The sequence below is a fragment of the Albirhodobacter sp. R86504 genome (assembly GCF_042466415.1).
Lineage (GTDB): Bacteria > Pseudomonadota > Alphaproteobacteria > Rhodobacterales > Rhodobacteraceae > Albirhodobacter.
In genome coordinates, this window is record NZ_JAXHCH010000001.1 from 294,458 (window position 1) to 320,000 (window position 25,543).

At 56.4% G+C, this 25,543-nt stretch carries 16 protein-coding genes, 1 tRNA gene, 2 rRNA genes and 3 pseudogenes (1 of these 22 only partly in view); 8 read left to right on the forward strand and 14 right to left on the reverse strand.

Annotated features, from left to right (window positions below; all coding sequences use genetic code 11):
• Positions 1–50: 50 nt before the first annotated feature.
• The 4 genes from SJY32_RS01350 to SJY32_RS01365 form a co-directional block, all read right to left on the reverse strand.
• The gene (locus SJY32_RS01350; protein ID WP_376870715.1) at positions 51–1,181 is read right to left on the reverse strand and encodes a glycosyltransferase family 4 protein; all 1,131 of its coding nucleotides are present in this window, start codon (positions 1,179–1,181) and stop codon (positions 51–53) included.
• A complete protein-coding gene (locus SJY32_RS01355; protein ID WP_376870717.1) occupies positions 1,178–2,593 on the reverse strand; it encodes an O-antigen ligase family protein in 1,416 nt (471 codons plus the stop codon). Before SJY32_RS01355 ends, SJY32_RS01350 begins: the two co-directional genes overlap by 4 nt.
• A complete protein-coding gene (locus SJY32_RS01360; protein WP_376870719.1) occupies positions 2,590–3,609 on the reverse strand; it encodes a glycosyltransferase family 2 protein in 1,020 nt (339 codons plus the stop codon). The genes SJY32_RS01355 and SJY32_RS01360 overlap by 4 nt, the downstream gene beginning before the upstream one ends.
• A gap of 208 nt (positions 3,610–3,817) precedes the next feature.
• Entirely contained in the window at positions 3,818–5,062 is a 1,245-nt protein-coding gene (locus tag SJY32_RS01365; RefSeq protein WP_376870722.1) for a hypothetical protein, read from the reverse strand.
• Between the two features lie 145 nt (positions 5,063–5,207).
• Between SJY32_RS01365 and SJY32_RS01370 the strand changes: the two genes are divergently transcribed.
• Complete coding sequence (locus SJY32_RS01370; RefSeq protein ID WP_376870724.1) at positions 5,208–5,822, forward strand: hypothetical protein; 615 nt, start codon at positions 5,208–5,210, stop codon at positions 5,820–5,822.
• 222 nt (positions 5,823–6,044) lie between these two features.
• Here SJY32_RS01370 and SJY32_RS01375 read toward each other — a convergent pair whose 3' ends face one another.
• From SJY32_RS01375 to SJY32_RS01385, 3 genes are read right to left on the reverse strand one after another with little or no spacing between them, the layout of a single operon-like run.
• A complete protein-coding gene (locus tag SJY32_RS01375) occupies positions 6,045–7,139 on the reverse strand; it encodes an acyltransferase family protein (RefSeq protein ID WP_376870727.1) in 1,095 nt (364 codons plus the stop codon).
• Between the two features lie 2 nt (positions 7,140–7,141).
• Positions 7,142–8,329: a glycosyltransferase family 4 protein gene (locus SJY32_RS01380; protein ID WP_376870730.1), complete on the reverse strand. Its 1,188-nt coding sequence runs from the start codon at positions 8,327–8,329 to the stop codon at positions 7,142–7,144.
• Complete coding sequence (locus SJY32_RS01385) at positions 8,326–9,450, reverse strand: glycosyltransferase family 4 protein (protein WP_376870732.1); 1,125 nt, start codon at positions 9,448–9,450, stop codon at positions 8,326–8,328. The genes SJY32_RS01380 and SJY32_RS01385 overlap by 4 nt, the downstream gene beginning before the upstream one ends.
• A gap of 259 nt (positions 9,451–9,709) precedes the next feature.
• Between SJY32_RS01385 and SJY32_RS01390 the strand changes: the two are divergent.
• Positions 9,710–10,973 (forward strand): annotated as a pseudogene (locus SJY32_RS01390) (IS3 family transposase).
• Positions 10,974–11,022: 49 nt separating this feature from the next.
• A protein-coding gene (locus SJY32_RS01395) for an IS3 family transposase (RefSeq protein WP_376870734.1) occupies positions 11,023–12,110 on the forward strand; the annotation gives its coding sequence in 2 pieces (ribosomal slippage) (positions 11,023–11,284 and positions 11,284–12,110; 1,089 coding nt in all).
• A 213-nt stretch (positions 12,111–12,323) separates the two neighbouring features.
• Here SJY32_RS01395 and SJY32_RS01400 read toward each other — a convergent pair.
• The 4 genes and pseudogenes from SJY32_RS01400 to SJY32_RS01415 all read right to left on the reverse strand — a co-directional run bounded on the left by SJY32_RS01400 (position 12,324) and on the right by SJY32_RS01415 (position 17,348).
• Entirely contained in the window at positions 12,324–13,820 is a 1,497-nt protein-coding gene (locus tag SJY32_RS01400) for a Mob protein (RefSeq protein ID WP_376870736.1), read from the reverse strand.
• Between the two features lie 632 nt (positions 13,821–14,452).
• A pseudogene (locus SJY32_RS01405) lies at positions 14,453–14,641 on the reverse strand (integrase core domain-containing protein); the annotation flags it as partial.
• Positions 14,642–15,711: 1,070 nt separating this feature from the next.
• A pseudogene (locus SJY32_RS01410) lies at positions 15,712–16,899 on the reverse strand (IS3 family transposase).
• Between the two features lie 260 nt (positions 16,900–17,159).
• Complete coding sequence (locus SJY32_RS01415) at positions 17,160–17,348, reverse strand: ribbon-helix-helix domain-containing protein (RefSeq protein WP_376870738.1); 189 nt, start codon at positions 17,346–17,348, stop codon at positions 17,160–17,162.
• A 124-nt stretch (positions 17,349–17,472) separates the two neighbouring features.
• On the opposite strand from SJY32_RS01415, the gene SJY32_RS01420 reads away from it, so the two are divergent.
• The 5 genes from SJY32_RS01420 to SJY32_RS01440 all read left to right on the forward strand — a co-directional run bounded on the left by SJY32_RS01420 (position 17,473) and on the right by SJY32_RS01440 (position 23,541).
• Complete coding sequence (locus tag SJY32_RS01420) at positions 17,473–17,997, forward strand: hypothetical protein (RefSeq protein WP_376870740.1); 525 nt, start codon at positions 17,473–17,475, stop codon at positions 17,995–17,997.
• A 152-nt stretch (positions 17,998–18,149) separates the two neighbouring features.
• A complete protein-coding gene (locus SJY32_RS01425; RefSeq protein WP_376870742.1) occupies positions 18,150–18,809 on the forward strand; it encodes a hypothetical protein in 660 nt (219 codons plus the stop codon).
• A gap of 57 nt (positions 18,810–18,866) precedes the next feature.
• Positions 18,867–19,100, forward strand: a complete 234-nt coding sequence (locus SJY32_RS01430) for a hypothetical protein (protein ID WP_376870744.1) — start codon at positions 18,867–18,869, stop codon at positions 19,098–19,100.
• A 96-nt stretch (positions 19,101–19,196) separates the two neighbouring features.
• Positions 19,197–21,290 carry an AAA family ATPase gene (locus SJY32_RS01435; protein WP_376870746.1) on the forward strand — a complete coding sequence of 698 codons (2,094 nt, stop codon included), beginning with the start codon at positions 19,197–19,199 and terminating at the stop codon, positions 21,288–21,290.
• A gap of 622 nt (positions 21,291–21,912) precedes the next feature.
• Entirely contained in the window at positions 21,913–23,541 is a 1,629-nt protein-coding gene (locus SJY32_RS01440) for a recombinase family protein (RefSeq protein ID WP_376871032.1), read from the forward strand.
• On the opposite strand, the gene SJY32_RS01445 is transcribed toward SJY32_RS01440, so the two are convergent.
• The 3 genes from SJY32_RS01445 to SJY32_RS01455 all read right to left on the reverse strand — a co-directional run.
• Positions 23,498–23,574: transfer RNA gene (locus SJY32_RS01445), tRNA-Met, on the reverse strand. The genes SJY32_RS01440 and SJY32_RS01445 overlap by 44 nt on opposite strands.
• Positions 23,575–23,668: 94 nt before the next feature.
• Positions 23,669–23,783 (reverse strand): 5S ribosomal RNA (gene rrf, locus SJY32_RS01450).
• Between the two features lie 82 nt (positions 23,784–23,865).
• Positions 23,866–25,543, reverse strand: a 23S ribosomal RNA gene (locus SJY32_RS01455); it runs 1,157 nt beyond the window's last position.

A 25,543-nucleotide genomic window follows, 5' to 3' on the forward strand; every position in this document is an offset into this window, starting at 1 on the left:
CGACTTTTGGTCTTAAACATCAGCGCGATTGGCTTCGGTAATCGGAGGCATTATTCGGCGCGCTTCTGCGCGAGGATGTCCTCGAATAGTGCGATGTACTGCGCGGCCATCCTTTCCCAAGTTAGTGAGCGCGCGCATGCCCTTGCGCGCTCTGCCATTTGCGCGCGCAATACGGGTTCGGCGGCGAGGGTTTTTAAGGCAGCGTGAAGGGCGCGGACGTCCTCGGGGTCGTTGAGTTTGATGCTCGCGGCTTCGTCTAGGAATTCTGCGCCGCCGGTTGTGCGGGCGGTGATGACGGGGAGGCCGCTACCGAGCGCCTCAAACAGAACCAGACTGCATGCCTCATATCGCGATGGGAAAACAAACACATCGCAGGCGCGCATGATCGCCGGAATATCGCGGCGAAAATCTAGGAAAGTCACGCGGTCAGAGAGGCCCGCAGCGATGACTTCGTTTGGATACGGGCTGTTTCGCGTGCGCCCGACAACTATGAGGGAGAGGTTTTCAATGCCCGGCAATGCGGCGAGAATGGTGTCGAGACCTTTGCGGCGCGAAACGATATCCCCGACGAAAAGCGCTCGCATATTCCCAAGCGGAAGATCAAGCGCAGCGACATCCTCGCTGCTGGGCGTGAACATATCGGTGTCTACACCGTTCGCGATTGCGGTTATCTTGTCGCAGGAAATCCCGAGAGTGACTATTTCATCTGCAACCTGCCCCGAGACGGCGATGATATGTCGGGCGCGGCGGAAGGCGCGTTTTTCTAGCGTAGCATTCACAAAAGTATAAAGCCGTTGATAGAGGCCGCGCAGACCGTGCCCCGCGTCGTAATATGGCGAGGCGGACCAGCCGCTGTGGACGAAATGTACCGCATTCACATCGACAGGAACGGAGGTGATTGCGCCATTGGCCATCGTGAGATCAACCTGTCCGCGTAGCTTCGCCAGTGCCCGCGCCGCACCAAAGGAGAACCACGCATTGCGCAGCAAATTTGTCGGCAACGGACCATGCGAAATTTCGACCCACCGGACATTGGGCAAAGCGAGCAGAGCGGGGGCCACCTTTGCGGCAATCAACGTCACCTCATGCGCCGCTGCGCTTAGCCCGCGGACCACTTCGAAATTTACTCGGCCCTGACCATCGTTTTCAACGAAAGCGTGCGTGACTATGGCTATTTTCATGTCATTTCCTTTGGTTGAGTGTGTGACGTGGCTCTCGAAAATTCGCGCTGTGATCGCAGCGATTTACGCGGGCCCGCAGCCGCAATAATGCAGGCGAGGAATGGGAAGAGAAGCATCCCCGTGGCACCTTCCAGCGTGTTTGAAAAAATCATCAGCGCGATTTTAACGATGGAGATCACTGCCATTGAGGCCGTTTGCGGTTGGGTGCGGATACTGCGCAGCAGGGTGAAAAACCAGAATAATACGATTGCGGCGAGAAACAGGCCGATGAAGCCGAAGGTGAACAAAAGCGACAGCCAGCCGTTGTCAAACACCCCAAGCGTATCTCCGCTTTGAGTTAAATTCGATGCGACGCCGATGCTGCCCAATCCCCCCCCGACCAAAAGCGAGCCGACGTTTTCCAACATCGCGTTGGTAAATTCCGCGCGGTCTTGAAGGCTGCGGTCATCTTGAATGGAGGAGAGGGTTTCGAATCTGCTGCTGATCGTTTCGAAAAACTCCGCGCGCATGACGAGCGGAATGGCGGCGATACCAACAAGCCCGATAATTGCAATGGCGCGAAACTTTGTCCGTGCGTCACCAATCAGCATCAGCAAAAAGATTCCGATTCCCACCGCGCCCCAGCTGGATCGGACCAGCGAGAGAGCCAGCCCTAAAATCATCACCGCCCCCGCCGCGACTGTACGCAATGATAGTTTGTTGAAAATCAACAAAAACGCCGATGAGACCGCCACAGCGAAGATACCCGGCGCGTTCATTGTTGAAAAGACGCGGATCGCGAAAGGTTCGGGGCGGCCGATGGAGGCCATTTTTGCGCCGATCATCCATGCCGTGTCCCAAGGCGGGGCGACGATGAACTGGAAGGCGCCGTAGATCGACATGACGACCGCGCCGCCGATCAGGGTGCGGGTCATTGTCGCACGGATCTGAGCGTTTGCATCAGGGTTTGACAGGATCAACAGCGCGAACGCAATAGGGGCTATCCAATTTGCGGCGGCGTAAATCGCGGCGAACCCGCGCCCGTTAGCAAGCCCGAGCAGCAGTCCATAAACAACAATCGAGAGGTAGATAAAGAACGGCAGTGCCGTTTTGAATGTCACCCGTGTCATATTCCGCCGCAGGGCGAAGACCGCCAGAAGCGTGACGACGAGCGGGGCGATCAAACTCAAACTAAATTCATGTCGACCGCTTTGCCAATCTACAAGCCGGCGCACGAAGGGCGAAAACATCCACAAAAGCAGCGTGAACGAGATGTAATCGCGGGTCGGAGATTTCTTGAGCGCGCGCAGGCCGATCGCGAGGCAGGCCAGTAGATACATCGGGTCCAGCAGGTTGCCCGCGTGTCCGGCGGTCAGGATGAGGACCATTGCCGCGAGGAGCCACAGGAGCAGTAGATGGGTGGCGATTTTCATGGTGCGGAATCTTGTGGCGCAGAACCTTGAGGCATGGGCGCGGCGCGGCCGGGGGGATCATTGCGGAAACGGCGGGCGAGGGACAGCCCCTCGAAAAAGCCGGACCAGCCGCCGATCAACATATCGGGCAGCGATTTGGGTCGCTTTGCCAGCGCATGGGCGATGAAAAACAAGCCGGGGCAGTAGCGATGGCCTTTGAAAATGGAATATCCGATATATTTGACCCGCGTCCAAGGTGAGGCGAAGGCAAGATCGGCCGCAACGACATTTGCGGTTTGGTCGTGGCAACGAATGCGGGAATAAACGTCACGCGGGCCATCAGCTCTTTCGGCTGGAAAATGGTCTACTCGGGCGGATGGGTCAAAGATGATTTTCCATCCGGCGTGGGCGAGGTTCTCACAATACCAAGTTTCATTGGCTATTTGCGCACCTTTTCCAAACAGGCGTTCGTCCAGCCGGACGGTTCCAATTGCCACGCGGCGCAAAATCCAATTGCAGCCCTTGATACTATCCACCCTGCGAGCTGCCCCTTCGGCGAGGTGATGCCCCCCGCGCAGAATGCCAAAGGCTGTGCGTTGGCCCGGCGTGGTGGTTGTGCCGGTGATAATCTGTCCGTTTTGATGCACAAGATCGCGCCCGCCCGCGCAGGCAACTTGGGGATCAGAGAAATGCGCCAAAACACGATCCAGCCAATCGGGATGGGGCAGGGCATCGTCGTCAAAAATGGCGATGAAGTCGCCAGTTGCATGGGCTAGGCCCGCGTTAAGGGCGCAAACTACGCCCGCCTCATGCGCTTCGACAATTTCGAGGGTGTCGATTTTACCGATCTGTCCGGAGAGCCATTCGAAGGTCTCGGGATCTTCCAGCGGACGGGTGATAACGATGATTTGCGAGAAGGGCCGCGCAGAGGCCGCGATGGCTGCGAGGCAGCGTTGCAGAATATCCAGCCGCCGGAACGTTGGAACGATGGCTGAGATCTGCGCGGTGTCGGGCGTTTGTGCGGTGGCGGTCTGCATGTGTCAGAAACTTCCGGTCCAATGGGTCAGGTCTGCGATACTTGGCCGGCCCGCGTGCTTTGTCGCCGCGAATTGATCTGTGAGAGTATCTTCATCAAGTGGCATTGCGGTGTCAGCCCATATGATTTTCCAGCGGCATCTTGGAATTTGACCGTAGCAAATGGCGCGTTGCATCGCAATGATCTGCGGGCGGAAGACGGCATTGAGGCTACGGCTGTTTCGGATTGTCCTTGCGGTGTTTTATAATTTCCAGCGTGCCAATCAAAATTGCCGGCACTGTGAATCCTGCATTCAAGATCAGTGCTCCGGAAATCGTCGAAAGATCCAGCCATAATACCGCGCCACCAATCCACATGAAGCCAAGTGGAATTTGCGCGAGGGAATATTCGACCCACCCGCGATGCGCGATCATATTCCAATATTCACCGCCCGTTTGGATAAACGCGACGCAGATCGCCAGCACGACAATTTCGCTTTTGAGATGTGCGTAATTCTCCCCGAGAAGCCATAGCAATGCGTTGGGAATAACAACAGCAATTGCCAATAGGATCAGGCCCGGAATGCTAATCAAAGCGGTGAGGCCAAATATTTTTTGGATCACGCTGTCTTTGGCTCGGGCGACGATCGGGACAAAAAAGGCGGCATTTACGACGCGAATCGGGCCGAGAAGTGCCGAGATCCGCATCAGGGCGCCGAAGCCGGCGATCACGGTGGCATCGGCTTTGAAGGCGAGCAGCAGGAGAACGATTTGCGCTTGCGAGACGTAGAAAGCCTCAACGGGGAGTTGGCGTCTAACGCCGCTGACGATTTCCTCAACATCTTCGGCGCGGGGCTGGGTGGTGACGCGGGGCACGATTTGGAACACCCACTTCCGGATCGGCCAAATTCGGGCGAGTGCCACGAGAACGCCAATGAAAACCGCCGAAATCGCATTCAATCCGCCGATGGCAAATAGCGCTGAAACCACCGCAAGGCGGCCGATTGCGAGGCCCGAATCCAGCATTTGGACCCGGCTTGTTTGATGCGCAAAAAACAAGATTTGATCGATAATCCGGCTATTCAGATCGACCACCCAAAACGCCCCGAGCAGAATCAGAATGGCGCCGCTTTGCATCCAGTCTGCGCCGCTTCGCCATAGAATCACCGCCGCGAGGCAAAGCACCAATGGCATCAGGAAAATCATCAACAACCGGCGGACATGGACCAGCGCGGGGACCAATTCGCCCGCGCGGGCATAATCGGGCCAAAGCCGCCCCAAAAGCGCAACGAAGCCGATGTTCGCGCCGCCTTTCGCCAGCACGGAAATCGCGCCCATGATCGAAATCGCGATGGTATAAATGGCGTATTGTTCCACGGTCAGCCACCGCACGAGCAACAGGCCCGTCACGGCGGCAAGGCCTTGGGCCACGATATTTCCGGCGAGGAATGTGATTAAGCGGCGAACAAATGGCATCAATTATTCCGCTACCATTTGCGCGGTGCCGCAGTGTTCAATTCCATCGCTGATTTCCTTATTGGCGGAGCGTTCGGTAGGTCAGGCGATTATTAGGGGTCTTCTGCGAAAAATGTAACATCAATCAGGTGTAGGAAGGTCAAAAATGTTAGGTATGTCTTTATCGATCTGCGTTCTCGCGACTCGGCAGAGTCGACGTGAATGTTGTTTTGTGGCACAAATCCCGGGTTTGAAGGCGCTTTATGATCCTTCTGACCGCGCGAATATGTTTACCGATATTGCAATGACAACTCAGGTCACCGCGGATGGCCAGGCGGTTGCGGTGATCCGAGACCAGAGCGGGAATAACCACCATTTGACGCAGCCCATCGCCGCAGCCCGCCCGCTATATCGGACCAACGGCACGTTGCATTGGCTGGAAGGTGATGGGGTGGATGACATCCTGACTTGTGCTTCTCCGGTGAGCGCATATCCGTTCACCATTGCGGCAGGGTTCGAGCCGCTCTCAGCGGCGGAGGGCGGGATTGCGACGCTATATCAAAACGATAGTAACTATAAGTCATTGATGGTGAATGGGTATTTGCGAGCGATTGATCGCGCCTCATCTACACAACAGGCGGCTCGCTCTAATACGGTTGTCCCAGTGAAATCATATGCGATGGCACAATATTCGTCTAATTCGGTCAAACTCGAGACATCAGCCTATAGCATTACCAGCGACAGATATACCCAGACCTTTGGTACGCCGAGCGATTTCTGACTGCTTTCATTCCGCAGTTCAAACCGCTACGCCTGCCGGATTTACGGGGTCGCGATTTTCGATCAAGCGCTGCTAGAAAATGATTCAACCACCGTGGCGAAATGGCTTGCGGCAAAATGCGGCCTCACGTCTTGATCCGATATCGGAGCGCATGAATTTAGTCCCCACTCTGATCTTACCGGTCAATTTGGGGGCTGCTATTTAGTGCGATGACACCCCGATTTACAAGGCGCGCAGCCAGTCTCGAACGTGATTTGTGTTGCGTTCAAAAACCGCCCAAATCGCGAAGGCGACGATGAACACTATCATCAGCCATGCGAAGAATAGGGGCAGATCGGCCGTAATCTCGGTCGATCGGGTATTTCCGTGTGTCGCGGCCAGCAGGGCGAGAACCGGAAAATGCGACAGGTAAAGCGAGTAGGACATATCGGAAAGCCGATGCGCGAATGCTGCGCCCCTCCCTAAGAGCGACCCCGTCAAAACCGGCAACGATAGCGCAACCATGCAGCCGAATATGTAATCATAGAGCAGCCCTTCCGCCTGCATCGCGCGGAACCCCAGCATCAAAATCACCGTGCTGAACGCGACGGTCAGCCCTATCCGAGTCCTACGCAGAAGGATCGCGAAGGCGCTCTCGCGCAGTTTCCACGCCACGAATCCCAGCAGCCATACCGGAAACAGCGCCATGATTTTGCCGCCCACGGCGAGCGCGATGACGCCAAACACGATCAGAGCAATGATCCGCGATTTGGCCGGTCTGCCGGGGAGAAGCGCCAACATCGCAAGCGGAAACAGGATGTAATACCAGAACTCGTAGGCAATACTCCACAGCGGGCCATTACTGCCAAAGGTGGGAACGAGGATCGTTTGCACGAAGAAGATATTGCCGATGAAGATGGCAATGCCCATTTGACCGCCCGCTTCCGGATCGCTCCAATATTCGGGGTGTTCGCCGATGTAGAACCCCGATCCGAACCCGTATTGCCCAATCATATCAAGGCCAAAGGTTAAAATCAGACAGGGCACGAGGACCACACATAACCGGCTCAATCGCGAAGTCAAATAATTGCGCCAAGACCACGCGTCCGCAGTATGGCTGCGATAGGCGGAGCCGGCGACGAGATATCCCGAAAGAACGAAAAATACCATGACTGCGGGATGGCCAAGGCTGGTAACAAGATAAAACCCTTTTACGAGGGGCGGCACATCGGCTCCCAATTGCGAGAAGTTTTCATAAAAGAACGGGCGCGCATGGGACAAAGCAACCAGCAGCGCCGAGATCCCCCGAAGCCAATTCAAACCGACGATTTGTTGCATGATTACCTGCCTGCGGATGAGGGTGGGGGCTGTTGTCCCGCCACGGAACAGATTACCGAATCAATCCGCGGGAAACATATCTCGGGCGAGAACCGCGCCTTCGCATCGATCAAGGCGGCCTCGCTAAATTGCTGTTGTAGATTGGGATCGGCGATCAGCCGCGCGATCGCCTGCGCGAGCGCGTCAACATCCCCCGGCGCAACCAAGAGGCCGGTGGCGTCATCCGTGACGATCTCGATTGCTCCTCCGGCCCGCGTGGCAATCACCGGCGTTCCCGCCAGCATCGCCTCGACGATGACCCTCCCGAACGGTTCCGGCTGGATTGAGCTGTGAACCACGATATCCACGCCACCCATCAATGCGGGAACATCATCGCGGAACCCGAGAAACCGGACCCGTTCCGACAGCCCCAGATCCGCCACCTTTTGGCGTAGGCGCGCCTCGGCGGCATTCTCGCCAAACAATGCCCCGCCAACGATGGCAAGCTGGCAACCGCAGATTTTGCTGATCGCCTCAATAACAATATGTTGGCCCTTCCATTCGGCCAAACGTCCGAAAACGCCGATGATCGGGTTGGCCGGATCAAGTCCGGTTTCTTGGACGAGTACCGTGCGGAGAGAAGCGCGATTTTGCGGATGAAAAGCGCCGGTCGGGATCGCATTATGGATCACAACCGCCTCTTGGTGCCCGCCTGCCGCGCGAAACGCGGCGGCGGTGGCCTCCGAATTAGCGATTTGCCGATCGGTGCCGAGGTTCGCCGCACTTCGCGCCACTTTAAGCGCCAAAGGCGAGAAATGATCGGCGCTGAGAATATCGCGGATGTGCCAAATCACGGGGCGGCGATGCAGCGGACGCGAAAGCGCGGCCAGAACCAGCGCCTTCATCGTATTCGCATAGACCACATCAAACGCGCGGGCCGAACGGCCAATCCCCGCAATCACCCGCGCAAGATGCGGTAGGCTGCGCAGCATTTCAGCCACGCCACTGCCGCGCCGCACACCCGACGTCAGCGGCAGCATTTGCACATCGTGTCCCGCGGCACGCAATTTCGCGGCAAACGGCCCGTCAGACAGCAAGCAAACGCGTTTTTCGCCCCGATACTGCCCGACAATATCCAGAAGCGACAATTCCGCCCCGCCAAGGTCGCCGGATTGATCGAGGAAAAATACGCGGGGAAGCGGCGCGCTCATGCCATGGCCTTTGCATAACAATCACGCAACCGTGTCGCGATCATTTTCCAATCAAACTGCTCCGCATGGGCAAGGCAGTCCGCCGATGACGGCACCTCCCCGCGATATAGCGCGGCCTCCAGCCCCTCGACAATATCTTCGCAGCGCGGAGAGGGCAGGATCAACCGGTTATCCAAATCGGTGACCACTTCGGGCAACCCCCCCACCGGCGACACCAACACCGGCGTCCCTGCCGCCAAAGCTTCCAGCGCGATCAGCCCGAACCCCTCCAGCGATTGCGTTGGCACAATCGACAAATCCGCCGCGCGGTAAGCATGCGGCAAATCCTCATCCGGCACGAAGCCGAGCAACTCGACATTGTTTTCCAACCCAAGCGCGGTGATCCGCGCCTGCAAACTCTCTGCGAGCCGCCCTTTCCCTGCTATTTTAATGAGGAAATCACTATGGCGTTTGCTCAGCACGGCAGCGGCGTCGATCAATGTTTCAAGCCCCATCCGCGGCACCAAACGCCGTACAGCCACAACAATCGGACGATCTTCGGGCCAGCCAAGCCGTCGCCGAGAGGCGGAGCGGGTGCTGTCGATGTTGAAATTGGAAACATTCACCCCGCCCGGGATCACATCGATCCGATCTGCCGGATAGCCGTAATCGCGCGCCAGAACATCGGCGAAAGCGTTTGAGAGGGTGATCGCGCGGGTGGCGCGATGATAAACTCGCGTCTCAGTCCATTTTTTGAGCGAATAGCGCAGTCCGCGATGACCTTCGACCTGCCCCTCCAGCGCCCAAGGGCCATGGAATTGTTGCACCAACGGCGCATCCACTACTCCGAGAACCGGCAGCGTGGTCAGCGCGAAATGCGACACAAGAAGATCGGGTTTCCAATCGGCGATGATCGCCCGTGCGCTTTGCCGCGCCTTTGCCATCCGTTGCAGCAAGGGCGCGGAGGCGGGCGCAAAACCGATCACCTCGCCGTCACTGGTTTTCGCCACCTTGTCAGACCCGATAACCAGACCGCGAAAATCATAAAGACCATGCGAGGCTTGCCAGGATTCATAATAGTATCGGGGCAATCCACCGGCCCGTTCAGGCATCCATTCGAGGCCGATTTGAAGTGTCTTCATGTATTTTAGGTTCCTTAATGCGATAGCCAACATATTTATTTCGCGGATTGCACCGTCTGAGTAACCCTAGCGTGTTAAAACAGCCCTGTGGTAACTTATCACACGTAGGCGTACGTCAGTCCAACACTTAAGGCGTAATAGCGCTATGTTAAAAGGTTCCAGACCCAACGATCTAGAGGCGGCTCCGGAAATCTTAACAGCCGGGATAAGTGGATTTTCTGTGCAATAGCGGCATGATGCTGCGAGCAAGGAGAAGACCATGGCAAGACGACCACGCCGGAATCGCAGCCCGGCATTCAAGGCGAAGGTGGCAGTAGCCGCGATTAAGGGCGAGAAAAACTTTATCGAGCTGGCGCAAGATTTTGACGTTCATCTGTAACCGGCAGGTGTTTGCCTGCAAACACCGAGAGGCAAACCAGATCAAGCAGTGGCGCGACCAGTTGCTTCAAGGTGCGACCGAGATGTTTGGGGACGCCCCGAAGGCGGCCTAGGAACCTGTGATCGATGTGAAGACCCTGCACGCGAGGATAGGAGAGCTGACGCTGGAGAATGTTTTTTTTGTCCGGCGCGCTCGGAAAGGCGGGTCTGTTACCGAGCGCAAAAGAATTATAGATCCCACCGCCGAGCTGAGCGTCAGCCGCCAAGCGATGATGCTGGGGGGTAAGCCGAGGCAGTGTCTCCTACAAGCCCCGCGTGTGCCGGACGCCGATCTAAAGCTGACGCACCAGATCGACAAGCTGCATTTGGAATTCCCGTTCGCGGGCAGCCGCATGCTGCAGGGACTGCTGGTCCAGGAAGGGATCAAGGTCGGGCGGTTGCACGTTACCACGCTGATGAAACGCATGGGAGTTGAGGCGCGCTACCGCAAGCCGAACACCTCGAAACCGGCACCGAGGCACAAAATTTACCCCTATCTGTTGAGGAAACTGCCGATTACCAGGCCCAATCAGGTCTCACTCTCGCGCATGTCAACATGCGCTGACGCGCAGCGCGGCGATGGACATCACCTATATCCCTATGGCGCGCGGGTTCATCTATCTCGCGGCTGTGCTGGATCGGTTCACCCGGCGCGTTCTGGCATGGCGGGTATCGACCACGTTAGAGGCCGACTTCTGCATAGAAGCTGTGGAGGAGGCGCTGGCGAAACACGGCACGCCCGAGATATTCAACACCGATCAGGGTAGCCAGTTCACCTTGACCGACTTCATCAAAGTGCCGGCAGCCAACGAGATCAAGATCAGCATGCCTCTCGGTGATTGCAAGCAATCAACTGCCGGTAACAGATGGCAAGGGGGCTTGGCGAGACAATGTCTTCATCGAGCGCCTCTGGCGGAGCATCAAATATGAGGAGGTCTACCTGCGGGCCTATGACAGCGTGTCCGAGGCTCGCGCTGGGATCAGTCGGTATCTGACCTTCTACAACACCCGCCGACCGCATTTCTTCGCTTAACGACAAAACCCCCAATCAGGCCTACTTCAATCAGCCGATGCCCGAAGCGGTAGGTAATCCCCCCCGAAAGTAAGGGGCTGCGGAAGTAGAATTTTCTCGGCAAGATGCATGAGGAGATTCAGATGAAGATGACGAGATATACAGAACCCCAGATCCTTGCGATCCTGCGCCAAGCTGAAGGCGGTGTGCCGGTGGCTGAGCTTTGCCGTGAGCATGGCATGAGCAACGCGTCGTTTTATAAGTGGCGGGCAAAGTATGGCGGCATGGATGCGTCCATGGTCAGCCAGATGAAGGCCATGGAAGATGAGAACCGTCGGCTAAAGCGGATGTATGCGGACCTGAGCATGCAGGCGGATTTGCTGAAGGAAGCCCTTGGAAAAAAGTGACGGGGCCGTATCAACGCCGCGAGATGGCCGAGAATGCAGTGGCACGACGTGGGGCAAGCATCGCCCTAGCTTGCCGGGCCTTTGGGGTGAGCGAGACCTGTTATCGGTATGGCCCGAAGTTGCGTGTCGAGAACGAAGAGATCGCTGATCTGCTGACCGGGCTAACCGACGCCCGCAAGACGTGGGGGTTCGGCCTGTGTTTTCTGCATTTGCGCAATGTGAAGGGGCATCCATGGAACCACAAACGGGTTTATCGGATCTACTGCGAGCTGGAGTTGAACCTGCGGATCAAGCCGCGCAAGCCGTTGAAGCGCGACAAACCTGACGCCTTGGCGGTGCCTGAGGCACCAAATGTGACCTGGTCGATGGACTTCATGGCAGATCGCCTTGGGGATGGCAGGGCATTTCGGTTGTTGAACGTGTTGGACGACTTCAACCGTGAAGGCTTGGGCATCGAGGTCGACTTTTCTTTGCCAGCTGAACGGGTCATCCGCAGTTTAGACCGGATCATCGAATGGCGCGGCAAGCCAGGCACCATAAGGGTCGACAATGGCCCCGAATACATCAGTGAAAAGCTGATGAAATGGGCAGAGAAACATGGGGTTACCATCCAGCATATCCAAACAGGTCAACCACAGCAGAACGCATATATCGAGCGTTACAACCGCACCGTCCGGCATGAATGGCTCGACCAATACATCATCGAAAGCATCGAGGAGGCTCAAGATCACGCCACACAATGGTTATGGACATACAACAACGACCGACCCAACATGGGCATTGGCGGCATCACTTCCGCCCAGAAACTGAAAATGGCCGCATGAATTCTACAACCGCACCCCGTTAAAAATGGGGGGATTACCCATTTCATAGAGACCGGCCGTGCCAGATTATCAGTTCAGAATTCGAGGTCCAGCCGCAACAAAAGTGGTCATTCGTGCGATGCGCCGCGAAGGACGGTTTTCCGCCCTTCGTGTCGATGGTTTCGATCCGTGTATAGCTTGTATGCTGCTTCGAGAGCATTCCTCCACAACCCTTCAACCTCCCAGCCCCGGCCTGTCATCCTGCAAATCCGGCGCGTCACTGCCCTGCATCCGCTTCGACAACCGCAGAACAAGCCGCGTGAAGCCATTAATCAGCTTGCGGATTGGTGAAGAAACCTGATCCCGGTCGGCACCTTGCATGCGGGAGACGATGTCCGGCCAGCGGGACATGAACAGTTTGTTATTTACAATTTCCGCCTCGCCGGCCTCCACCGCCTCAAATATCTCGCTCATGGCTTCAACCGCCTCGGTCAGTTCGGCCTCACGGCGCAGTAGCTCATTTTCTTTTTCGACAAGTTCTTTTGCCCTGCTTTTATGGACCTTTTCGACCGCAACCCTGGCCTGTTGGAAGGACGCCCGCTCTAGCTTAAGCGCGTTTTTGGCGGCCTCGACATCGGCTTTATGCGTCGTTTCCTGCTCCGCCAACGCTGCTCCGACGGATGCCAAGTCGTCTGCAAGAACAGCCAGCTCGCTCTCTTTCGCCACTAGCGTTTTCCGTTGTTCTTCCAACCGCGCCGCCTCTGCGGCCAGTCGTTTGGCCTGTTTTTTCTCTGCCGCGTATTCCTTGGTGGATTTCCGCGCCAAACGCGGGCCGATACGCAGCAAGCCGCAAGGTTTGCCAACGGCCTCATAGTAGTCGTCCTGCAATTTTTTCATCGCGGCGATGTAGGCTGTCTGGACTGATGGACGCCCACGCTTCTGACGCCCCTCTTTCAGATGTAGCTTGTTCTCAGCCTGCCATGCAGTGATCAGCTTGTCGTTCGCGATGTCAATTTCAGCACATTCCGTCTCCCAAGCATTCACAGCGGCGGCGTGGGAAGCATCATTCTTCTTCTGGGTGACGCGGTTCTTTGACGGGCGCGACTTCTTTGGCTTGTTCGGACGCTTTGCAAGGTCGGGTTTTGGCAGGGATTCAATCGCATCCGAGACATTCTGATCGCGATGCACAGCCGCAGCCATCTTGCCCGCATGCAATTTGTTCGCGTCCAGCTTCGTATCAGCTGTGTTCATCGCCAAAATATGGATGTGGACGTGGCCTTCGTCGAGATGCAGGACTGATGTGTAATCGATACCCTTCGGCATACGCGCCTTAAAATCATCCAACACGCGCGTCCCCCAGTCGACAATACTATGCGCATGCGCATCCGGATCCGCCATGACCTCCTCTGATGCCAGAGGATGCGAATGGATTTCGGTGTAAAGCGTCGCTGCATCTTTGCGCAGGGCGCGTGTGTAAGTCGTGCCGTTTTTGGCGGTGACGGTTTCCGTAATATTGGCCAGAAGCTGCGCCCGTTTTGCCCGAAAATCCGCAATCGACAGCGTGCCCGCAAGTTGCTTCGGCGGCAAAGGGCTGTCGACATGCTCGGAATAGAGCGGGTCCCGCGCAGCTTCCCCCTCGACCTGCGCCGCGCTGTTGAATTGGTCTTTTGAACCTTTGACGGGCTTTGGTTGCTCGCTGTAGGTTTCGATATGGAAAAACTGATAGGCCATGGTGTGTCCTTGGATGATGATCCTTGGACAACCACATATGACCATAGCGCGAAAATCAGAGGGTGTTTTCCAGAGGGGAAGATCAATTCCTGTGGACGACGGCCTCATATCCCGCTGAAAATATGCACTTTATTTTATACCTGACCGCAATCTGCCCTTTCAAACCGATCCACCGTCAACTCCTGCGCTCCTGACCTTTCCACCTACCCGCCCTAAAAACTCTTAATAAACTCCTGTCCCGGGCCTTGCTTGCAAGGCCTGCCCTTCTGCTTCGCGCCCTACCTCAATTGCGCGCAAAAAATGCGTGTGAACACGCATCAAGGCCGTGCGTATGGCGCGGCAAAGAAGAACATCGAATATGATTTACGCTATTCGTCTTCGACCAGATTTGTTATGTTTGGTTGTCTTATCTTCTGTGCGCCCGCTGCTGAAATAGCAGCGCCAAGAGCTATGCACAGGGACAGACTATAGGTAGCTAAAGCTACCTCGTCTGCCCCTTACGCCGGGGGGGCGCTCCATCACCCGTTGGGTAATTGCGCGGATAAGGCCTTGAGGGCCTTATCCTTGCTTTGAGCCCGCCCCGAGTGGCTGGGATAATCCCCCCGGTTTTTACGGAGGCTGGGTCGTAGAATTTACTCGGCCATCTTCAGTTTCCGGGCGGGTGTCATCCCGCCATTGCCCATGTTGGGTCGTTCGTTGTTGTAGGACCAGAGCCACTCGGTGGCAATCTGCTGCACCTCGCCGATGGTTTCGAAGATATGGATGTCCTGCCATTCGTGCCCGACCGTCCGGTTGTAGCGCTCGACATAAGCGTTTCGTTGCAGCAGGTAGAGCGGATGGTTGTGACTGTGTTCGAGGGCCTGAGTAGCCCGCCTCTGATGTGAGCTTAGATGAAGGCCGTTGCCTTTGGGTTGGTAGGAGTCAAATGCCATGCTAAAGCGACTCGAACCCACGGTTTATCTAAATCTTGTCGGGAGGCCGTGCCAAGCAATCCTGACACAAATGCCAAGCATTTCCGACCCAAACCTGACCCTCGACGCGGCACGCGCGGGTGTCTGCTCCGCGGACAAAGCTGCCGCGCGCCGCACTGCTTCAATGTCTGGTTTGGCAAACCGTTCAAAAACGGTCATTTTTGAATATTTACCTACAAACGCCGCCCAACAGGGGCGGCGTTTGTAGGTCATTTCTTTAGTTGCAGATGACAATACTACCAACTTGGGTGCAGGTGCTGGTAGTGCCTGAATTACTGTCACTACAAATTGTATTAATGCCGACTTGTGTGCATGTAGCTCCTGCAAAAGCAGACGTTGTTGCTAGCATTGCCAAAGAAATGCCCAAAATTGTTTTTTTCATGAAATTCTCTCTGTTTTGATGTTTGCTTCCGTTGGTAGTCTCTGGCAATCAAATGCAGCATTAATACGTTCATTCTTGGGAATGAATGTGCTGGGCTGTTAAATTTAGTCAGACAAATGATAATTTTCGGAAATAAGGTATTTGAACGGCCACAGTTCTAAAATCGTTCCTAAAACGCTCCTTTTTGGAACGCGCCAAAACCACCCGGATTGACGCTGCCAAAAACCCCGTTCAAAACCTAAGTGGTTGTTGGAGGTTTTTGGAAGGTCTCATGATAGCGGACATTCGTGCGATGCGCAGCATTTGTCAAAGAGGGCTCAAACCGGACTTGCGGCGGTGCGGCACGCAGATCTTAACCTCACAGGCTTCGGCGCGATCAACCGGTCCCAGCCCTAAGCAGAACTGCGTCACGACGCAGAGAATGAGTAATAAGGAGCGCGTCCCAAAATGTTTCGAAACAAGGGTTTTATATTCAATTTACGGGATCATGAAATTACAATAATTTGGTCTGCCCCCACCGAGTGGTCCAGTTTGAATGTTAGTGCATGGTCGGCCTCTGGTCTATCGGGACGATGCTTTTGGGCGCTGGTGGACGGTACCCTAAGGCGCTGTGAGGTCTGACGGTGTTGTAGTGACGACGCCATCTCTCGATCAGGACCTGGGCCTCGCGCAATGTGGTGAAGACCTCGCCGTTCAAAAGTTCGTCGCGGAACCGTGCGTTGAAGCTCTCGCAATAGCCGTTTTCCCATGGTGAACCCGGCGCGATGAAGGCGGTTTTCGCGCCTACAGCTCCGATCCATGCCCTCACCTTCTTGGCGATAAATTCGGCGCCATTGTCGGACCTTATGTATTCCGGCGGTCCGCGGAGAATGAACAGGTCGGTCAATGCGTCGACCACGTCTGTAGAATTCAGCTTGCGTTTGACACGGATCACCAGAGCCTCCTTCGTGAACTCCCTCTCGGCATTTGCTGCGCAAAAGCCTGCCAGGCAGCGCATCGATGATATTTAGAGTGCGGAAGATCCGCCCGTCATGGGTTCGGTCTTGGACGAAGTCGCAGGACCAGACATGGTTCGGACGCTCCGGCCGCAGCCGCACGCAAGAACCGTCATTCAGCCAAAGCCGACACTTCTTAGGTTGTTTTTGCGGGACTTTCAGCCCCTCCCGCCGCCAGATCCGTTCGACCCTTTTATGGTTCACATGCCAGCCGCTGTTGTTCAGCATTCCAGTGATCATGCGATACCCATAGCGTCCGAACTCTTCTGTCAGCGCGATGATGTCCTCGGTCAGCCGTTCTTCGTCGGGCAGACCGATGGGCACCTTGCGCTGGGTCGAGCGATGCTGTCCCAAGGTGCGGCAAACTCGGCGCTCTGATACGCTGAGAGTCTGCCGCACATGGTCGATACATCGACGACGGCGGGAAGGGCTTAGAAGTTTCGCTGACGCGGACCTTCGGTTCCCCGGGCGGCCTCGGTCAGGATCATCTTGTCCAGCGTCAGATCCGACACGGCGCGCCTCAGCCGGGTATTCTCGGTCTCCAACTCTTTCAGCCGTTTGAGCTGATCCCGGCTCATGCCACCATACTCTTTGCGCCATCGATAGTAGGTCGGCTGCGTCACGCCAATCTGACGCACGGCATCGGCAAGCGAGCTGCCTTGCCCCTGCAACACTTCAACCTGCCGCAGCTTCAGCACGATCTCTTCGGGCTTGTCTCTCTTTCCAGCCATCTCTGGTCCTCCTGAAATGGGATTATACTATCCCAGTTGGTGGACCACTTCAGCGGGGGCACTCCACTTCGGACGTAGCGCCGCGCTCTGGGTCAGCTATGTGACGCATAAGTCGGTTTTGCTTAGCAACTGACAGATGTAAGCCTTGTGCGAGGGGGAACCTCGCTTGATTTCGGCAACTTGTGCAAATTGCAATAGGCCGTCCATCGCGATCCTTTTGATAAACGCTAAATCTCGAAGGAACATTATGTGGGGGCAGTTCAGTTATTTGGATGCCCCGCATGCTCGAGCCATTCAGCGAGCGCCCTACGGATCATTTCTGGTCTTGTCGGTAAATCCGGCTGCATGCGCCGCAAATCGTCAATTACTTCAATCATGTCGCGCGGCAAGCGAAGATTCACAGCCTCAGTATCCACCCTTGGGCGGCCCATTTTCGTTTCTTTATCCATAATACCGAATCCTTAGTTGACTTTATGGCTTTATGGCTTTATAGTTCCATAATACTCAGAGGAAAGCAAGGGCTCCACACCCTCGCCTTCCTCCTAATCATCATCAATCGTCAGGAGACCAACGATGACTACGCAATTCTCTACCACGGCCTTTACGCCGAATGAAGTCCCGCAACAAACACCAAAAACGATTGCCTTCACCGACCTGATGGCTTCCGTTGCCAATCTGATCGGCGCGGAACGTGATCTGGAAGATGTCAGTTATAGCCAGGATCCGGCATATTTTTCGTGGATGCGGGATGCCGAACTCGCGCATGAGCGGGTGACAGACAGCCTGCGCCATTTCCATGCACTGCCCAACGATTACCCGCAAGACCGCCCCCTCGGCCGGATGGCGCAGTTGATTGATGCTATGCTGGGCCATGAAGAGCCTGGCGGGGCGCGTAAGTTGCATCGCTTGATGCAGATGTCCTTTTTTACCAAATTTCAGGTTTCCGGGATCGGGGCCACGGCGATGCACCGCAATGCGATGTTGATTCAGGCGCGGCATCTGACAACGGCTTTGGCGGCTTTGCCGCTGTTTGACGGCTCATCTGCGCCAGATTACGGCGACGATCCCACAGACGATTGCGAATTCGCCCCGTTCTAATCTGATCATTCCGGCAAAACTACCAGCGGCCTTCCGATCCCCTCGGATGCGTCCGCTGTGTGCTTACCGTTTTTTCTGCCGTGCGGGCTTTTGAGGGCCCGTCCGACCCTTTTTGCCTATGCATATCTTTTTCCATTTTGGAGAACACGTCCATGAACATGATCACCAACTCCCCGAACAGCATGACTATCAATGACATTTCCTTGCCTATCTTTACTGGGATTGTGAAAACCGACTGGGTTTCGGCTGCCGAAGCAAAAGGGTTCACCTTTGTTGCCCGCGTTGCCGATCGGTTGCACTTTGCCCTGCAGTGCCAAACCTGTGGCACGTTGAGCAAGGTCAAACGCTTCACGCTGATGACGGCCCAGCCCTTGTGCCACGCCTGTATTGAACGTGATTGGGCTGCTGACGCGAATGCCGCCGGTCTGGAATTCCTGCGCCGCGACGAAACCAACCGCCATTACGGCGTCTATCGCCTGCCCTGCGGTCACGAAATCCGCCGCCAGTTTGAGCGGATCAAGCGCGTAGCCCGCGGTGAAGCCGATATTCGGTGCGAGACCTGCCTGGCTGCAACCGAAGCCCTTGAAGCCGCCGCACGGGGCTGGCACCTGATTGGACCTGATCCTGAGGCCAACCCGAGTTACCGGCACTATCGCCATAGCGGTTGTGGCCATGAGCAACGGATTGCGCGCGCCAACATACAAACTGGCCGCTTTGGCTGTGGCGGCTGCGGCGTCGCGTGGCCCGCCGCACCGAGCTATCTTTATGCCATGGCCTTCACTCTGGAGAACGGGCGGAAACTGGTAAAGTAGGGATTTTCGCGTGATCCCGAAAGCCGCCTGAGGCATCAGCTTCGGCGCGATCCAGAGATGCCTTGCGCCATCTTGCACGCCGTTGCTGTGCCAACAGGGCAAGAGGCGATTGTCATCGAAAAACGTCTGCATGCGCAGTTGCGGTTGGGCTTCAGCGATTGTGTTGTTGATCCGGAAGTTTACCGCGGCAAGATCCGCGTCAAATCCGAAATCTATGAAGCGCGTCTGACCCACACGATCCTCAACTATTTGGGCGAGGTCGAGGACGCACTCGGCCGCCACGCCGCATAAAATCCCCGCATAAAATGCGCACCAGTCCCGCAGTCTCCCTCGAACAGCGCGTTCGGGGGCCAGCTCCACACATCTCGAAATCAGGAGGGCTCTGTCATGCCACAATCCAACACAAAACTGCCAACCTGGGTCGCTTATGCCGACACGCTCATCGGACGGTTGCGTCGGCACCACGGCGTATCGTCATCAACCTTCTCAGGGACAGGCGACACAGAGGATGACTCGTCAGATCTTGAAGAAATCTTCGCCAAATTCGAGTCCGGAAAAGGCGTTGAGCGCTTCGCAACACCCACTGACCAGCGATCACGCTACATTCCTGCGCGGCAGCTCCTGACGGCATTTCGGCTTGCGGCCTCGTTTAGGTCGCAAGAGATTGAGCTGCAAAGTCGCCAATGTGGCGCGCTGACAGTTCTGCGCGACATCCCACTAGCCGATCTGACGACGCTCAAAGATACGCTGACAGGCTGTTTTCCTCGGTCGGGCTGGCAAGTCGTTGCACCAGATGTCACGGAAGGCGTGCTGGCGAAGAATGCACAAGACCGTTTTAGTCGGGCGATTGCGGAAAGCTTGGACCGGATTGAACCGGTGCTGCTCTTGCAAACCGGCGGAATCACTTTGCCGCAAAATCTGCTGATCCTCGCGCCACCGATCCTGCGGCTGGAGCCGATCAATCAGGACGTGTTGACGACCTACATCGAGTCAGGCCACCTTTCGGATCAGATTGGAAATCTCAAGGATCTGCGGGTGGCGCTGCCAACGGATGCCGCATTGGCCGAGCTTAGCACGGCCGATGCCTGCGCTGCCTTACGCGCGCCGAGTCTTCAAACAGCGCTTCTGGGCCTGAATGAGATGACCAAGCGGGACGCGCAATGCGGCCCGCGGCTGGAGGACATGACAGGTGACAGCCCTGCACTTTTGGCCGCCCGTCGGATCGTTGCAGATCTGGTGTTGTGGAGGCAAGGCAAGGCCGATTGGCAAGAAATCAGCCGTTCCCTGCTGCTGTTTGGCCCGCCTGGCACAGGGAAAACCTGGCTCGCGCGCGCAATGGGGAATAGCGCTGGCATCAATACAGTGACCGGCGGCTTTGGCGAGTGGCAATCTGCGGGCCATCTTGGCGATATGCTGCGCGAAATGCGCGCCAGCTTTGCGGAAGCCCGCAAACGTGCGCCCTGTTTGTTGATCATCGACGAAATCGATGCTGTCGGATCGCGCAGTGATGCAGACCGTCACGCATCGAATTACCGAACGCAGGTCATCTCCACGTTCTTGGCCGAGCTCGATGCTATCTCCCGCGAGGAAGGCGTGATTGTTGTTGGCACCTGCAACCATCCGGATCGCATGGACCCTGCCATTTTGCGCGCCGGTAGGATGGACATCAAAATCAAGGTGCCGCTGCCAGACGCAGATGCCCTCCTCGCCATTCTGCGCCATCATCTCGTTGACGATATCGCCGATGGCGAGTTGCGCAGCCTCGTGCCGCTGGCTGTTGGACATAGCGCGGCAGAACTAGACGCCGCGATCCGCGCGGCCAGATCAGATGCGCGCCACAGTCGCAAGATGCTCAACATCGCGATGCTGCGGGAGCACCTCAACACCGGCCCATCGGGCCAAAACGCCCCGCTTCTGTGGCGCATCGCCGTGCATGAAGCTGGCCACGCCGTTATAGGCGCAGCTTTAAATTTGGGGCGAATTGACAGCATCCAGATTACGGCAGACGGTGGCTCCATCTTGCGCCAACCTGTCGCTCACCAAGGCCTCCTCGCCGACATTGAAGCCGAAATGGCCTATTCACTGGCTGGCCGCGCGGCGGAACACCTGATCTTTCATGAAATTTCTGCCGGATCGGGTGGGCCAGAGAGCTCAGATCTGGCCAAAGCGACCCGCTATGCGCTTGATATCGAAACGACCTACGGCCTCGGCCACGAAGGTCTTGTCTGGCATGCGAAGCCGAACGATGCCCTGCTTACCTCACCCGCTATCAGCGACCGCGTGCGCCAGAGGTTGGTGCGCGCCGAGCGGCGGGCCGCAGCGATCCTTACGCGGCATCGCACCGTGCTTGAGGCATTGGCGCAGGAATTGCTGCAGAAGCGGTCAATGCGCGCGGCAGCGATTGAACCATTTCTGCGCAAGGTGGGACAAAGCAAGGCGCCAGAAACTGCCACAACATATGCAGAAGAGGTCGCGCGATGAGGAAACTCAACGCCCCCCCAGCAAAGCGCAGGCATCGGGCCAAGGCAGGTGTTCAGGCGAATCATTCGATACCTTTATTAGGCGGAAAATCCGGATTTTTCTCGAGCTCAAAAATCAGCGATTTTCTATAGCGATTATTTTGCTTCTGGTCCGTATCAAAAGAATTGGGCAAAGAATTTCGCATCCGGTTTATCCACATATTTAGCGCCTAAACGACGGATAAATATGGGTTATTGCTAAACTAGGAGGTCTGCAGTGCTGTATATAGAGGGTCAGACAACCGGACTAACGCCGGCCCCTAAACACACCAATTCAAACCGCCCAGCCCTGCGGTGGGACGGGCAGGAGACCTCGGCTGATGGCACGGGATATGAGGGATATTGCCGAACGAAAGGACGCGCCAACACCGGCGGCTGCCCCCGTTTGCGCAGCCGCCCCAAACGCCACGCTTGCCAAAACGCCACCGGATGCGGATGATCGAGAGGCCTTTCATCGCCTTCTTCGAGCCCTTGCCCGCGATCTGGCGCGCGCCGATCATGCGCGGGATGCCTAAGCCCCTAAATGGATGCCCCTCATGACCCAGCCTTTGCGCGCCGTTATCTATGCCCGCTTTTCGACCGACATGCAGCGGGATGCGTCGATTGAGGACCAGATCCGTTCCTGCCGCGAACATGCGGCGCGTCAGGGGCTGGAGGTGGTTGATGTCTATTCTGACAAAGCGATTTCCGGCGCGAGCCTGATGCGCAGCGGGATCCAAAAGCTGCTGCGGGATGCGCAAATGAGCGCGTTTGATGTGGTGCTCTCCGAAGGCCTCGACCGGCTTTCGCGCAACCAGGCCGATATCGCGTCGATCTACCAGAAGCTGCAGTTCCGCGACGTTGTGATCGAGACCGTCAGTGAGGGTGTCATCTCGGAGATGCACATTGGCCTGAAGGGCACGATGAACTCGCTGTTCCTCAAGGACCTCGCGATCAAAACCCACCGCGGCCTCAAAGGGCGCGCGCTGGCAGGCAAATCGGCGGGTGGCAAAGCCTACGGCTATCAGAATGTCATCCGTTACGACGCGAGTGGTGAGCCAATCAGAGGGGACCGCAAGATCAATCCCGTTGAGGCTGCTGTGGTGCGTCGTATTTTCAAGGACTATGCGGCCGGGCTTTCGCCCAAAAAGATTGCCGAGACCCTCAACGCCGAAGTCCTCCCCGGCCCGTCGGGACAGACCTGGGGCGCATCTACCTTGCATGGCAACCGTGAACGTGGCACCGGCATCCTCAACAACGAGCTTTATATCGGCCGCCAGGTCTGGAACCGGCTCACTTATGTCAAAGACCCCGAGACCGGCAAGCGTATCTCAAGGCTCAATCCCGAAGCGGACTGGGTTATCACGGAGGTGCCCGAGCTGCGGATCATTGATGAAGATCTGTGGAATGCGGTGCGCAACCGTCAGGGGGCGATGAAGGTTAAGAACACAGATACACCGGTCTGGGACCGGCGCAGGCCAAAGACGTTGTTTTCGGGGCTGATGACCTGCGGCGCATGTGGTGGCGGCTTTGCCAAAGTGTCGCAAAGCCAATTTGGTTGCTCAACCGCGCGCAACAAAGGCAAAGCGGTGTGCAGCAACATGGCGACCATTGGTCAAGCCGAACTCGAACGGCGCGTGCTGGATGCCCTGCAAAACAATCTGATGGATAAAGAGGCTCTGACGATTTTCTGCGAGGAATACGCGAAGGAGCGGAACCGGCTGCAGGCGGAAGCCACGCAAAACCAGGGAAGCTTAGAGAAGGAGCTTTCCGCCACCAAGCGGGACCATTCCAAACTGATCGATGCGATCCTTGCCGGTGTCCCCGCCGATCAAGTCAAAGACCGGATGAATGCCTTGGACGCGCGCAGGATCGAGTTGGAAGCGCAGCTATCGCGCGAACCCGCCCCCTCCGCTATCAGAATTCACCCGAAGATGGCGGAGACCTATCGTGACCAGGTGGGTTTGCTCATTGAACAGCTGCAACAGCCCGAAGGCATGCTGGAGGCCAAGGAAGCGTTGCGGGGGTTGATTGACCGGATTGTGCTCACGCCGCCGCCTGAGGGGGGCAAGCTGAGCATCCATCTGGAGGGCGCTTTGGCGGCGCTGCTTTTGTTGAGTTTGGGGTCCAAAACGCAAAAAGGCCTGAGCGATAAAACTCAAGCCGTTGAATGTGTTGATGAATTAGTGTTGGTTGCGGGAGTAGGATTTGAACCTACGACCTTCAGGTTATGAGCCTGACGAGCTACCGGGCTGCTCCATCCCGCGACGGTGTGCGATTTGTTGCACGTTAGCCCCTTGGGCGGTTAAGCTTTTGGGGTTTTTTGAGTATCGTTTGAGAGAATATCTTGGTTCTTACTAGGTTTGGCGGTGACCTACTCTCCCACGTCTTAAGACGCAGTACCATTGGCGCGACGGCACTTAACTGCCGGGTTCGGAATGGAGCCGGGTGTTTTGCTCGCGCTATGACCACCAAACCGAGAAAGAACCATGTCCAAGTCAAGTCACTGACGTTTATTGTGTATACTTGTTGATCGTAGAGTTTATCTTCTACTGGATCAAATCAAGCCTATCGGGCAATTAGTACCAGTCAACTGAATGCATTGCTGCACTTACATCTCTGGCCTATCGACGTGGTGGTCTTCCACGGCCCTCAAGGGATACCTAGTTTTGAAGGGGGCTTCCCGCTTAGATGCCTTCAGCGGTTATCCTGTCCGGACATAGCTACCCAGCACTACCGTTGGCACGATAACTGGTCCACCAGTGGTCCGTTCACCCCGGTCCTCTCGTACTAGGGGCAACTCTTCTCAAGTATCCTACACCCACGGCAGATAGGGACCGAACTGTCTCACGACGTTCTAAACCCAGCTCACGTACCTCTTTAAACGGCGAACAGCCGTACCCTTGGGACCTGCTCCAGCCCCAGGATGAGATGAGCCGACATCGAGGTGCCAAACGATGCCGTCGATATGGACTCTTGGGCATCATCAGCCTGTTATCCCCAGCGTACCTTTTATCCGTTGAGCGATGGCCCTTCCACTCGGGACCACCGGATCACTATGACCGACTTTCGTCTCTGCTCGTCTTGTCAGACTTGCAGTCAGGCAGGCTTCTGCCATTGCACTCAACGAGCGATTTCCGACCGCTCTGAGCCTACCTTCGCGCGCCTCCGTTACTCTTTGGGAGGCGACCGCCCCAGTCAAACTACCCACCACGCAGGGTCCCGGATCCGGATAACGGACCGCGGTTAGACATCAAGAGTGCGAAGGGTGGTATCTCAAGGGAGGCTCCACAGAAACTGGCGTTTCTGCTTCAAAGCCTACCACCTATCCTGCACATCACAATCCTGATGCCAGTGCGAAGCTATAGTAAAGGTGCATGGGGTCTTTCCGTCTAACCGCGGGTAGTGTGCATCTTGACACACAGTTCAATTTCGCTGAGTCCACGTTTGAGACAGCGGGGAGATCGTTACGCCATTCGTGCAGGTCGGAACTTACCCGACAAGGAATTTCGCTACCTTAGGACCGTTATAGTTACGGCCGCCGTTTACTGGGGCTTCAATTCAGAGCTTGCACCCCTCCTTTTAACCTTCCAGCACCGGGCAGGCGTCAGACTGTATACGTCGCCTTACGGCTTCGCACAGCCCTGTGTTTTAAGTAAACAGTCGCCACCCCCTAGTTTGTGCCCCCTACCCAGACTTGCGTCCGAATAGGGCCTCCTTCTCGCGAACTTACGGAGGCATTTTGCCGAGTTCCTTAAACGTGGTTCTCTCAAGCGCCTTGGTATACTCTACCTGTCCACCTGTGTCGGTTTAGGGTACGGTCTTGCGGAGGGCTATTTCCAGGAACCCCTAAGCAGCCCCTCCAATCCGATAAGGAGGAACTACACTCGGGATCCGTCACCATCTCCTGGCCCAGGAATATTAACCTGGTTCCCATCGACTACGCCTTTCGGCCTCGCCTTAGGGGCCGGCTTACCCTGCTCAGATTAGCTTTAAGCAGGAACCCTTGGACTTTCGGCGAGAGGGTCTCTCACCCTCTTTGTCGCTACTCATGTCAACATTCTCACTTCTGATCACTCCACCGGATCCCTCACAGGCCGGCTTCACAGTCAGAACATTGCCTCCAAACTTCCCGAAGGAAGCAAAGAGGCAGCGTTCTATATCACAGAACGCTCCGCTACCACGTGCACCTTGCGGTACACATCCAAAGCTTCGGCTCGTGGCTTGAGCCCCGTT